Raw genomic sequence first — 12335 nt, forward strand, 5'->3', positions numbered from 1 at the left:
CCACCCGCGTGCTGTGGTGCCGGGTCAGCTTCGTTCCCGGCCGACTTCAAGCCGCCCGGCCGAGCGAACGAAAGCGAACGAAATCGAACCGCGACATCACCCGTCGTCGGCCTTCGCCTGCAGATCCTTCAACCCCTGAATCACGACCAGCAGCGCGCGCCCGTGCTCGTCGGAGCCGTCCCATGCGTCGACGATCGCGTCGCGCAGCAGGTCGTTATAGCGGCGGCGCGACGGCCCGGTATCGACACCATAGAAACTGCATAGCTTATTGAATGGCGCGCTGCGGCGCAGCCGATGCCCGTTCGACAGCCTCAGGCGCGACACGGTTGGCTGGCTGACCCCGGAAAGTCGCGCGATTTCGCTGGACGAGCGTGTATCTGCCATCAGGCGGCGCAACAGGTCTTGAACGGGAAAATCTTGGTCCGGGGCTTCCATGCGATGCATTATACCTATACAGTTACGGCTGTTGAATGGGCTTCCTGTCACCAGCGAGGCTGTATCCCGAGAAAGTTGATGACGCTGAAACACCTCCCACCCACGTTCTGCTGGACCAAGATCGGCACCGAGTCCGGCGAGGAACTGCCGACCGTCGTGCTCCGCAAGGAATGGGAGCGCCGGCTCGGGGGCGGGCGTTTTCTGTGGGGCATCAACCAGCCGCTCGGCAGCAGCGCGCAAGTCGCCGCGCATCGCACGGGTTCGCTGCTCGCGCTGTTTTCGCCGGTCGCATCGCGCCCGCGCGCGGGCGAGCGCAAGGACGCGCTGCTGTGGAATGCATGGGTCGACGCGAGCGGTCAGGTGCGGCCGCTTCCGCCGCACACGTTCATCGCGAGCCGCTCGACGCTGCCGTCGGGCCGTCGCCGCGAACAGCACTACGCGCTCGTGTGCGCGTCGTCCACCGCGCTGACGGTCGGCACGCAGTTGCGCGTGTTTCCCGATCACCTGCGCAGCGTGAGCACCGGCAGGCCGCTTGGCGCCGCACAGGGCGCGGCCGTGGTCGATTGCGTCGGGCGCGCGAAGGAGCAGACGGGCAAGAGCTATCCGCTCGCGCTGTCGGTCGAGCTCGAAGCGCCGTATTTCGTGCGGCTCGCGCAGCCGTGCGTGCTTAAGGCGCGCGATCTCGCGGAAGTGAACAAGGCGACGCGCGCAGGCGATTTCGATCGCTTCGTCGAGCTGGTTGCGCGCTTGCGCGGCCGTTCGCCGACGGATGCCGTGCGCGGCGTCACGCGCGACCTGTTCGACGTACCACCGATCGAAACCGCGGCCGCGTATGTCGCACCCGCGCATGCGGCGCGATTGCGCAGCCGGCCGGCGGTCGAGCATCCGCGCGATCTCACCGGCGATCTGTTCGACCTGTCGCCGGGCGAGGCTGCTGCGTTCGGTGGCCTCGCGCATCCGCGCATCGGGCGCGCGTGACGACGAGCGCGGAGAAGGTTGCGCAAGAATTTGTTGCAATCTCGCCGTAGCGGATCGGCGAGCGCAGGGGGACAATCGGCACGAAGCGCGCTGCGCGGCGGCCGATGCGTCGACGATCGATGGATCGTGGTTCACGCCGCCGACATGCGTGCCACGCACACTGAGCGTCGGCTTGCTTCACACTGCAATCCTGAGGGAGAAGTGTCGATGTCGACCCATATCTGTTCGCGGGAAGCCCGGGCCGCGCAACGCTTCGTCGAAGCGACGCGCAACGTCGATCAGGCCTTTCGAGCGGTACGCGGCGAAAGCGACGACGACGTCTCGTCGGCCGAATACGCACGCGCGATGTCGCGTCTCGATCGCGCGCTCGACGAGCTGGCGCGTGCGCAGGAAGTCTTCGATCGCGTGGTGAGTGCCGACGCGTCACACCAGGTCTGAACCAGGCGTTTCCGCTTTTGTCGCGTCGATCGGCGCGCTTCCTTTCCGTTGCCGGGCCGCTGTTCGGCCCGTCGGTCGTTTATCCCGTCCGCATCGAATCGATATCGCTGGATCGCGCGGCGACACTGCGCGCGTCAGCCCGCGCGCGTCATGCCCGGCGCAGGGTTCGCGGGATGGAACGCGTAGCCGCGATGCTGGAACGACGCCGCGAAGAACCGCATCTGGTAGCGGATCGCATTTGCCCAGTAATCCCAAGTATGGCCGCCGGGCCGCTCCGCGTAGTCGTGCGGCACGCCGAGCGCGACGAGCCGTTCGTGCAGCGTGCGGTTGGAACCGACGAGCGCGTCGTCGCGGCCGCAATCGATCGTCACGTCGAGATGAGCACGCACGAACGCGCGCGCGCTTTCGACGATCGCATTGCGGTTCCAGAACGACGGATGGCGGCCGGGATCGCCGAATACGTGGTCGATGCCCGGCTCGTCCTCGCAGCAGCGCGGATCGACCGCGCCGCTGATGCTGCCGACCGCGCCGAACGTGTCGGGCCGGTCGAGCGCGATGCGCAGCGCGCCGAAGCCGCCCATGCTGAGCCCGGTGATCGCGCGGGCGCGCTGCGTCGCGATCGTGCGGAAGTGCGAATCGACGTAGGACACGACTTCGTCGCCGACGAAGGTTTCGTAGCGGCTGCCCGAATCGAACGGGCTGTCGATGTACCAGCTTTCGTGTCCGCCGTCAGGCATCACGAGGATCACGCGGTAATGGTCGGCCAGCGCGGCGATATGCGTGTTCGACGTCCAGTCGGTATGGTCGCCGCCCGAGCCGTGCAGCAGATAGACGACCGGATAGCGTTCGCCGTTGCGGTTGGCGCGTGCGTAGTCGTCGGGCAGCACGACGGTCGCCCTGAGCGTCTCGCTCATCGCGGCGCTCGGGATCGCGACGACCCGCGCATGAAATGCGAACGCAGGGCTCGTGACGGCGAGCAGCAGAAGCAGCCAGAAGGCGCGTGCCAGGTGCATCGATCCTTGCATGTGTCGACCCTGTCCGGCGCCGGGGCACCGGGAAAACCCTGTTCGGACGACTCTAGCAACCGCACCTTTCAACCATATTTCGACGAATCCTACGGGTTTGTCAGGCGGGCGGCGCGTCGGTGATGCGCTCGACTGCCTCGCGAAACGCGTCGGGCCGCTCGGCCGGCATCAGGTGCCCGCAGCGTTCGATCGTGTCGAAGCCGGCGCAGCGCGCGAGCGCCCAGTCCGGCACATGCCAGCCCGCGCGCGAACGTTCGCCCGCGACGAGCCAGACCGGATGACGCTCGAACACCTGAGCGAGCGCTTGCAGGTAGCCCGGAACGCCCGTCGTCGCGACCACCGAGCGGCCCATCGCGCGCAGCGTCGACGCCGGCTGATGCGCGAGCCAGCGGTGTGCGTCGTCGAGCATGCGCGGCGACGGATCGTCAATCGCGCCACGCAGCCAGTCGAGCGGATCGGCGCGCAGGCGGTCGAGCATCGCGTCGGCTTCGCCGGGCGTCATGCGGCCGACCGACGCCGACCAGAACGCATCGTCGAGCGTGAAATTGCCTTCGACGTTGACGATGCGCCGCACGCGCTCGGGGTGCGCATGCGCGAACAGCATCGCGATCGCGCCGCCGACCGAGTGGCCGACGACATCGACCGGCTGCGGGCCGAAATGCGCGTCGATGGTTTGCCGGACATGCTCGACCTGCGCGGCGAGCGTGATCGCGTCGAACGGCGTCGCGCGATGCGCGCCGTAGCCGAGCAGGTCGGGAACCAGGTGCGGGCCGTTCCATCCGTGCACGTCGAACGTGCCGATGAAACCGTGAATGAAGACGACGGGGGCAGGCAGGGTCATTGCGCGGGCGCGAAAGAAAGGGGCGGCAACTCGAGTTCGGCGAGCAGTTCGTCGAGTTCGAGCACGTGCGTGCGGTCGTGGTCGAGCAGTTCGCGCACGAGCTCGTCGAGCGACATGCGGCGGATGCCGTCGCGCAGCCCGCAGCGCGCGAGCTGAGCGGGTTCCAGCGCGGCGGCCGTTGCGCACAGCGCGGCGCGGCCGGTGCGGAATGCCGCGACGGCACGGTCGAGCGGCTGCGCGAGATAGTCGCGCTGCGCGGCGAGCGCGGTGCCGTCGACCGACGCGATCACCGGCAGTTCGACCGTGCGCACCGCGTCGATGCGTTCCGCGAACACCGCATCGAGGTCGCGCAAGTGGCACGCATGCTCGACCAGCGAAAAGCCGGTGCCGGCCGGGCGGCGCGCCCACAGCGCGGCCGGCACGTGCGCGGCATACGCGGCGAGCCGGTCGGGCATGCGGGCCAGCGCAACAACGACGTCGGCGAACGGCAGCGTTTGCGGATACGCGCTGAACACCGCGCCATAGCTGAACAGCGAGCCGCCGAGCCGCCCGCGCGCCTGCACGACGTCGTGGCCGTGGCGGCGCATGACTTCCGCGACCATCGCGCCGCAGAACTGGCGGGCTGTCGTGTCGGCTTCGATTTCGGGGAAATTGCGCGCGATCTCGTGCTGGATCGCGCCGATCGCGGCGACGCCGACGCGCGACAGCGCCGCGAATTCCGGATAGCGCTCGGGCTGTGCGATCAGTGCTTCGAGCTGGGTGCCGAGTGCGGTGGTGCGGAAACGGTCGAAACGGGAATGCATGACGAACAGACCCTGCCTGGTAACGTATCAAAACGATACGTTACCAGGCAGGGTTACGTCAACCGGGCGGCGCGACCCACCCGGTGCGGCGCTAGCCGGCGAGCACCGCGAGCAACGGGGTCCGCATGATTGCGGTCGCCGGCGGCCGATGGCCGAATTCATGCCGCCCGATGCGACGCCGCCACGTCGCGCCGGGAATCGACTTCACGAACGGCAGCGGATCGTCGCTCCATGCCCGGGCGGCGCACCGGCTCCGCTCCCGCCCGCCGCTCAGGACTTCTGCCGGGCGTCGATTTCCGCACGTATCCGCGCTTCCTGCTCCTGCAGCTCGGGCGTGAATTCCGCGCCGAAATCCTCGGGCGAAAACACCTGGCGGATCTCGATATCCGATTCGCCCGGCATCGGGTTCGGGCAGCGCTTGACCCATTCGACGGCTTCTTCCATCGAGTTCACCTGCCACAGCCAGAACCCGGCGATGAGTTCCTTGGTTTCGGCGAACGGGCCGTCGGTCACCGTCCGGTCCTTGCCGGCGAAGTGCACGCGTTTGCCGCGTGAACTCGGGTGCAGCCCTTCGCCGGCGAGCATCACGCCGGCCTTCACGAGTTCCTCGTTGTACTGGCCCATCGCGGCCAGCAGTTCGGTGTCGGGCATCTTGCCGGCTTCGGAATCGGCGGTTGCCTTGACGATTACCATGACGCGCATTGTCGTATCTCCTTGAACGGGAATCGGGGGTTGCCGCTGGTCGTGCCGACGGCAAAACGATCGGTTACGACAATACGACGCGCGAGAATGGCGCGAATCGACATCGTGCACGAAGAATTTTCGATGACGGGCGAACCGGCGGGCGCTGCCGCGGAGCGCCCCGCCAAAACTGGTATGCTGAACCTCACCACGTTTACGCGGAGGGTGCCATGGCTGCTAAAGAAGTCTCGAAGAAGAAATACCTGAAGATCCTGAACAAACGCTTGCGCGCCGAGCCGTCCGCCCCGGACGGCGCGTCGTTCGTGTTTTTCCCGCTGGGCGCGAAGGCGAAGCACGCGACGGGCGTCGTGTCCTCCGACACGCGCAGCAAGCGCGAGCTGGCGGTGATGGCCGCGGTCCAGCGCAAGGCGGCCGAAGAGTTCGTCGTCACCGGCGCCTGACCGGCATTCGTCATACCACCTCTTGCGTCTCCGCCCGCGTGCGTTACGCGGCGGCCTCGCAATGCGCGATTGCACCGGCCAGCATGCGCGGGATGTCGTGCGTGATGGCCGGCCCGTGCATCGGCAGGATGATGTCGAGATCGAGCGACTGGATGCGGCGCAGCGCGCTTGGCAGGTGCGCGAGCGACGGCAGGTAGTCCGAGCGCGCGATCGCCGCGACGTACCAGGAGCTGCACGAACCGGTGCCTCGATGCAGTCTGGCAGCGTCGATCCGGACGCGAAGCCCGTCGATTCACGCAGCGACCGGGAACGGCGCCGAACGCCTTCCCGGCCTGAAGGAAAACCGCGATCCGATTCGCGGATCAGGACACCTCGTCCGCCGCCGCCGGATACCGGCCGCCGCCACCGGCTTCGTCGCCCGCCGCCAACTGCTCCAGCGCGAGCCCCTTCGTCTCGATCCCGAGCGTCCACACGGCAACTGCGGCCGCGATGAACGACAGCGCGCCGAGCGTGAACACGCCGCCCTGGCCGAACACGGGCAGCACGACACCCACCACGTAAGGCCCGATCAGCGAGCCGATGCGCCCGATCGCCGACGCGAAGCCCGAGCCGGTCGCGCGCGCGCCGGTGCCGTACAGCTCGGGCGTGTACGTGTACAGCGCGGCCCACATCCCGAACAGGAAGAACTGCATCGCGAGGCCCGTACCGATCAGCAGCGCCATGCTGCCGCCGTACAGCGCGCTCTGGCCGTATGCATACGCCATCGCGCCACCGCCGATCAGCGACGCGATGCAGGTCGGCTTGCGCCCCCACCGTTCGACGAGCCACGCGGCGCACAGAAAGCCCGGCACGCCGCCGAGCGAGATCAGCACCGTATAGAACACCGATTTCGTGACCTCGAAGCCGGCCTGCTGCAGCAGCGCGCCGAGCCACGACGTGAGGCCGTAGAAGCCGAGCAGCGCGAAGAACCACAGCAGCCACACCATCACCGTGCGGCGGCGATACACGCCGCTCCAGATCTCGCGCAGCGCGCCGCGGCCGCGTGCGGCCACCGGTTCGGCGAGCCGCAACGGCGGCGGCAGCGTCGCGACGCCGGCCGAGCGCATCACCTTCGCTTCGATCGTGTTCATCACCGTGTCGGCTTCCGCGTGCCGGCCCGCATGTTCGAGCCAGCGCGGCGATTCGGGCACGATGCGGCGCACGACGAGCACGAACACCGCGGGAATCGCGAGCAGCGCGAACACCGTGCGCCAGCCGAACTGCGGCAGCACGAAGTACGCGACGACGCCGGCCGTGATGAAGCCGAGCGGCCAGAAGCCGTCCATCAGCGCGATCAGGCGGCCGCGCTTCTCGGTCGGCACGAATTCGGACAGCAGCGTCTGCGCGACCGGGAATTCCATCCCCATCCCGATCCCGAGCAGCACGCGGTAGACGATCAGCGCGTCGACGCTCTGCGCGGTCGAGCACAGGTACGACGCGGCGCCCCACAGCACCATGCTCCACTGGAACACCGGCCGGCGGCCGAAGCGGTCGGCGAGCAGGCCGGCGACGGCCGCGCCGAGCACCATCCCGAAGAAGCTTGCGCTCGCAACGAGGCCGGCGGCCGCGGTCGACAAACCGAACTCCTTGCGGATCGAGCCGAGCACGAACGTCATCGTGCCGAGGTCGACCGAGTCGAAGAAGAACGCGATCGCGATGATGAAGAAGATCCGCTTGTGATAACCGGAGAACGGCAGGCGTTCGAGCCGGGCGGCGGCGGAGGCGGGAGCGGTGGCGGCGGGCATTGGCGTCCTCTGAAATGAAAAGGGGCCTCGCAGCGCATGCTCCAAGGCCCCGATGCTTCGGTATTCAGTAGACGCGACCACAAAGTGCCGCATCAGAGGAAAAGCGCCGCCTGCTTGCCCAAATGCGTCATCGGCGGGCGGCGCCGGGTGCGTCGGTTTGCGTCAGTTTTTCAGCTTGTATCCGGTGCGGAACATCCACGCGACGATCGCGAGCAGGATCACGAGGAACAGCCCGGTCGCGGCGAGGCTGATCCACACATGCACGTCGGCGAGCCCGTAGAACGACCAGCGGAAGCCGCTGACCAGATACACGATCGGGTTGAACAGCGTGATGACGCGCCATGCGGGCGGCAGCATGTCGACCGAATAGAAGCTGCCGCCGAGGAACGTGAGCGGCGTGATGATCAGGAGCGGCACGAGCTGCAGCTTTTCGAAGCTGTCGGCCCAGATGCCGATCACGAAGCCGAACAGGCTGAACGTGACCGCCGTCAGCACGAGGAACAGCACCATCCAGAACGGATGCAGGATGTGCAGCGGCACGAACAGGCCGGCCGTCGCGAGGATGATGACGCCGAGCAGTATCGACTTCGACGCGGCCGCGCCCACGTAGGCGATCACGATCTCCCAGTACGACACGGGCGCGGACAGGATCTCGTAGATCGTGCCCGTGAAGCGCGGGAAGTAGATGCCGAACGACGCGTTCGAGATGCTTTGCGACAGCAGCGACAGCATCACGAGGCCCGGCACGATGAACGACCCGTAGCCGATGCCGTTCACGTCGCTGATGCGCGAGCCGATCGCGGAGCCGAACACGACGAAATACAGCGACGTCGAGATCACCGGCGCGATGATGCTCTGCATCAGCGTGCGGCGCGTGCGGGCCATTTCTGCGCGGTAGATCGCGCGGATTCCATGAAGATTCATGCGCGTCAGGCTCCTTGTGCGCCGTTGCGGCGGTTGTCGATCAGGCTGACGAAAATATCCTCGAGCGAGCTCTGCGTCGTATGCAGGTCGCGAAAGCCGATCCCGGCCGAGCCGAGCGCGCTGATCAGCGTCGCGATGCTCGCGTCGTCGCGCTGCGAGTCGTACGTGTAGACGAGCGCGGCGCCGTCGTCCGCGCGTTCGAGCCCGAACGGCGCGAGCGCGGGCGGCACGTCCGCGAGCGGCTGCTCGAGCTGCACGGTCAGCTGCTTCTTGCCGAGCTTGCGCATCAGCTCGTGCTTTTCCTCGACGAGCACGAGCTCGCCGCCGAGGATGATGCCGATCCGGTCGGCCATTTCCTCGGCTTCCTCGATGTAGTGCGTGGTCAGCAGGATCGTCACGCCGCTTTCGCGCAGCGAATCGACGAGCTTCCACATGTCGCGGCGCAGCTCGACGTCGACGCCGGCCGTCGGCTCGTCGAGGAACAGGATGCGCGGCTCGTGCGACAGCGCTTTCGCGATCATCACGCGGCGCTTCATCCCGCCCGACAGCGTCATCAGCTTGCTGTCGCGCTTGTCCCACAGCGACAGCGCCTTCAGCGTCTTCTCGATATGCGCGGGATCGGGCGCCTTGCCGAACAGGCCGCGGCTGAACGACACGGTCGCCCACACGGTTTCGAACGCGTCGGTGGTCAGTTCCTGCGGTACGAGGCCGATCATTTCGCGGGCCGCGCGGTATTGATCGCGGATGTCGTGGCCGCCGACCGTCACGCGGCCTTCGGTCGGCGTGACGATGCCGCAGATCGAGCCGATCAGCGTCGTCTTGCCGGCGCCGTTCGGCCCGAGCAGCGCGAAGATCTCGCCGGGGCGGATGTCGAGGGTCACGTGCTTCAGCGCCTGGAAGCCGGACGCGTAAGTCTTGGAGAGGTCGGAGACGGAAAGGATCGGTTGCATGCTCACGGATGGCACGGCCGGCCGGCGCGACGGTGTGTGCCGCGCGTGCCCGGTATCGCCGCCGCTGCGAAGCGGCCGGGATCGGGGACGGCATGGCGAACGGGCGTCATGTCGAACGGCGTTGTGGTGCGGGATCGCGGGACCGCCATATTAGCAATCGGTAGATGGAAATGCATTTCGGTGGAAAGGCCGGGCGTTGTTGGTGTCGGATTTGCTCGAAATGCTTGAGTGTCGCTCAATAAAGCTGTGCTTTGTTTGAGTTGTTCGAACAATTTTGGATATTTTCGGCGAGCCGGACGGCGATCGCGTTTTCTCGCCACCGCGCGGAGGCCGGCCCGCCGACTGTGCCGCCCGAACGCCTCTGCGCCGTACCGGGACGGCATGCCTGGCGCTCGCGATAATGCGTTCCTTTCACGGTTCACGGAGCGGGGCGAATGTCTTTGATCGATTTCAAATCCGTTGCGGCCGCGCAGGCCGCCGCATGGAAATCCACGATCGTCGGCGAGGTCGGGCCGGCCAGGATCAAGGTGTTGCGCATGGATGCGCAGCCGTACGAAGCGGAAGTGCACGACTACAACGAAGGGCTGCTGGTGCTCGACGGCCGGCTGATGCTCGAAGTTGGCGCGGAAACGGTCGTGGTCGAGGCCGGGCAGATGTATCTCGCGCTCGCCGGCACGCGCCACGCGGTGCTGCCCGGCAGCCACGGTACGCTCGCGATCATCGACGTGTAAAAGGTTGCGCGCCGCATTCACGAGGCCGCCTGCGAGCCGGCTCGCCCGCCCGGCGCGGAAAGCGGCCTGCCGCGCAAGCCCGTCGCGCGGCCCATCTATTTGTCTGAGCAAATAAAATGAAGGTCGTTTGAAAAATTGTCAAACTCCGTGAAAACACTAGGATCGCGCGGTTCCGTTCGTTTGGAACTCTGCATCCATTTACTTGTTTGAATGGTCCGATCATAGTCTCGTCAAACGACGCATCACGATAACGAATCAAGCGTACGTACGGAGACCAATTCAATGCGACGCGTATCCGCGGGGCCAACCGGACTGCCGTTTCCCAGTTTTTCGCTGAATGCAGGCGCGACATACGTCGTCAGCCTGCGTTGCCGCATCGCCGTGTAGCGGCGCACCACTTTCCGTTTCGATCGTTCCGACGGCGCCGTGCCGCATGACGGCGCCGCGGGAGCGCGCTTGTCTGCCGCCGCGGCTTTCGTCGTATTTGCATGAGCTGAAGGGCGGTCGCATTGCGAACACCATCATGCGCCGCGCGCTCGTGCGGCGGCGCGATACCAACCGGCGAGCCATGCAGCCCGTCCGGACGAGACTCGTCGTACCTGTAAAGGAGGGGTTGATGATTTGCATTCCTGAATGGCGGAAGGTGATCCTGTCGTGCGCGGTGTTGGCGCTGCCGTTCGTCGCCGGTTGCGGCGGCGGCGACGATCCGGGGCCGATCAACGTGCCGCAGTGCTCGGGCAGTGCATGCGGGCCGAGCGGCGCGATCACGCAACCGCCCGTCGTGACGAAGCTGTGTCCCGATTCGCTCGATTACACGACGACCTACACGGGTGGCGCCGGCAGCGGCGAATACGTGAAGGTGAAGTTCGACACGACGAAGCTCACGTATCAGATGCAGTTCATCGAATCGTCGGTACCGACGTCGGCGGGGCAGGTCAACGACACGCGCGCGGGCCTGACGATCAGCGGCGCATTCCATCATCCGACCAACCTTCCGACCGCCGAGCAGAACCGCTGCGCGTTCGTGCTCGACAGCGGCGCGACGAGCGACGGCGCGTATTCGGTGACGATCAAGCGTACCGATCCGCCGATGCTGTTCGTCGGCAATGGCGTGGTTGGCGGCGGAATTCCGGGGGCGACGATCGCGTTCCAGGGCATTGAGCCGATTCCGGGTTTTGTCCTTGGCGTGGTGCCGTCGCGCACATTCGATTTCTATCCGTTCATCGGCTTTGTCGAAACGGAAACCGACTTCACGAAGGTCGCTGGCAACTACAACGAAGTCGGTATCCATTTGTCGCCGGTCGGCGGTACCGCCCAGAATGCGAACGGGGCTGTCGGCTGGGAGCCGGACGTCGTCAACTGGAACCAGACGTTCAATGCGGACGGTTCGTGCACGATCACGCAGGGCAGCGACTACTCATGCCAGACGACCGGGTCGCCGTGGACGCTGCGCAAGAACGCGGACGGGTCGGCGGACAACGTGTTCGTGAGCAATGCGGTGGCGAACCCGTTCGGTACGGTTGCGTATCCGGTCGCCGGGCAGGCGCCAGGCCTCGTGATCGTGACGCCGAGTCAGGCGAAGGGCATCATGATCGTCGGCAAGCTGAACGGCGTACGGGTGCCGATCGTGATTCGCGTCGGCTATACCCATGTGGATGCGAGCAATCCGCTCGCGTCGGTCGCCGATGCCGAAGTCGGGATCTCGATGCTCTCGTCGTCCACGGCGATTGCCGCGAACTCGCTGAAGGGCGGTTACATCGGCGCGACGAGCGCATCCGCATGCGGTGTCGTGACATCTACCGGTGTGGGGAACACCATCGCGCAGTCCGGCCCGAGCTTCGATAACCAGGTGCCGCACCCGGATCTGCCGGGCACCTTTGCCAACGGCTTCTTCATGGCGGAAGCGGGTAGCTGCAACGACGGCACTGCCGTGTCGACGATCTCCGCGAACTACACGTCGACGTTGTTCCAGGGCGGCACCGCGGCATTCATCGATCCGCAGACGTCTTCGGTAACGTCGCAGTTCGTGCTCGACTACACGCAGGCAACGCCCGGCAAGGTCAAGGTCACGGCCAACAGCGATTTCAACGCGAAGGGCGCAAGCGGCAATGTCGCGATCTTCAAGAAGGGCGACACGGGCTGGATCGTGACGGCCGGCAACGTCTACGCAATGGTCGTCAACAACAGCCAGGTCAACCCGTTCTTCACGGTCGGCGCGTTCGTCCAGTAACCGCGTACCGAACAAGTCACACCGGCGGCGCATGCGTCGCCGCCGGCGAATCTA

The 12335-nt window shown here is 66.4% G+C and carries 13 protein-coding genes; 5 read left to right on the forward strand and 8 right to left on the reverse strand.

Features of this window, described 5'->3' with window-relative positions:
• Positions 1-96 precede the first annotated feature (96 nt).
• Positions 97-435 carry a helix-turn-helix domain-containing protein gene (locus ACM6JT_RS35295; protein WP_034180783.1) on the reverse strand — a complete coding sequence of 113 codons (339 nt, stop codon included), beginning with the start codon at positions 433-435 and terminating at the stop codon, positions 97-99.
• Between the two features lie 78 nt (positions 436-513).
• Here ACM6JT_RS35295 and ACM6JT_RS35300 point away from each other — a divergent pair, with 78 nt between their 5' ends.
• Both ACM6JT_RS35300 and ACM6JT_RS35305 read left to right on the forward strand, forming a co-directional pair.
• Positions 514-1413, forward strand: a complete 900-nt coding sequence (locus tag ACM6JT_RS35300; RefSeq protein WP_034180782.1) for a hypothetical protein — start codon at positions 514-516, stop codon at positions 1411-1413.
• A 207-nt stretch (positions 1414-1620) separates the two neighbouring features.
• Positions 1621-1851, forward strand: coding sequence for a hypothetical protein (locus ACM6JT_RS35305; RefSeq protein ID WP_034180781.1), 231 nt, complete (start codon positions 1621-1623; stop codon positions 1849-1851).
• Positions 1852-1985: 134 nt separating this feature from the next.
• Here the strand turns inward: ACM6JT_RS35305 and ACM6JT_RS35310 are convergent, their stop codons facing one another.
• From ACM6JT_RS35310 to ACM6JT_RS35325, 4 genes are all read right to left on the reverse strand, one after another.
• The gene (locus tag ACM6JT_RS35310) at positions 1986-2864 is read right to left on the reverse strand and encodes an alpha/beta hydrolase (RefSeq protein WP_414858261.1); all 879 of its coding nucleotides are present in this window, start codon (positions 2862-2864) and stop codon (positions 1986-1988) included.
• 112 nt (positions 2865-2976) lie between these two features.
• Positions 2977-3717 (reverse strand): alpha/beta fold hydrolase, encoded by a 741-nt coding sequence (locus ACM6JT_RS35315; RefSeq protein WP_414858215.1) that lies wholly within the window; start codon positions 3715-3717, stop codon positions 2977-2979.
• Positions 3714-4520 carry a DinB family protein gene (locus ACM6JT_RS35320; RefSeq protein WP_175747078.1) on the reverse strand — a complete coding sequence of 269 codons (807 nt, stop codon included), beginning with the start codon at positions 4518-4520 and terminating at the stop codon, positions 3714-3716. The genes ACM6JT_RS35315 and ACM6JT_RS35320 overlap by 4 nt, the downstream gene beginning before the upstream one ends.
• Positions 4521-4790: 270 nt before the next feature.
• A complete protein-coding gene (locus ACM6JT_RS35325) occupies positions 4791-5222 on the reverse strand; it encodes a YciI family protein (protein ID WP_034180779.1) in 432 nt (143 codons plus the stop codon).
• A gap of 209 nt (positions 5223-5431) precedes the next feature.
• Between ACM6JT_RS35325 and ACM6JT_RS35330 the strand changes: the two genes are divergently transcribed.
• Entirely contained in the window at positions 5432-5662 is a 231-nt protein-coding gene (locus ACM6JT_RS35330; protein WP_175747082.1) for a hypothetical protein, read from the forward strand.
• 362 nt (positions 5663-6024) lie between these two features.
• Here the strand turns inward: ACM6JT_RS35330 and ACM6JT_RS35335 are convergent, their stop codons facing one another.
• The 3 genes from ACM6JT_RS35335 to ACM6JT_RS35345 form a co-directional block, all read right to left on the reverse strand.
• Complete coding sequence (locus ACM6JT_RS35335) at positions 6025-7446, reverse strand: MFS transporter (protein ID WP_414858216.1); 1422 nt, start codon at positions 7444-7446, stop codon at positions 6025-6027.
• 162 nt (positions 7447-7608) lie between these two features.
• Positions 7609-8370, reverse strand: coding sequence for an ABC transporter permease (locus tag ACM6JT_RS35340; protein WP_021160316.1), 762 nt, complete (start codon positions 8368-8370; stop codon positions 7609-7611).
• A 5-nt stretch (positions 8371-8375) separates the two neighbouring features.
• Positions 8376-9320: an ABC transporter ATP-binding protein gene (locus tag ACM6JT_RS35345; protein WP_217590275.1), complete on the reverse strand. Its 945-nt coding sequence runs from the start codon at positions 9318-9320 to the stop codon at positions 8376-8378.
• A 434-nt stretch (positions 9321-9754) separates the two neighbouring features.
• Between ACM6JT_RS35345 and ACM6JT_RS35350 the strand changes: the two genes are divergently transcribed.
• Both ACM6JT_RS35350 and ACM6JT_RS35355 read left to right on the forward strand, forming a co-directional pair.
• The gene (locus tag ACM6JT_RS35350) at positions 9755-10051 is read left to right on the forward strand and encodes a cupin domain-containing protein (RefSeq protein WP_034180775.1); all 297 of its coding nucleotides are present in this window, start codon (positions 9755-9757) and stop codon (positions 10049-10051) included.
• A 616-nt stretch (positions 10052-10667) separates the two neighbouring features.
• Positions 10668-12281 (forward strand): DUF2957 domain-containing protein, encoded by a 1614-nt coding sequence (locus tag ACM6JT_RS35355; protein ID WP_105391724.1) that lies wholly within the window; start codon positions 10668-10670, stop codon positions 12279-12281.
• Positions 12282-12335 lie beyond the last annotated feature (54 nt).

It is taken from the genome of Burkholderia sp. IT-111MI5, from assembly GCF_949752865.1.
GTDB lineage: Bacteria > Pseudomonadota > Gammaproteobacteria > Burkholderiales > Burkholderiaceae > Burkholderia > Burkholderia pyrrocinia_C.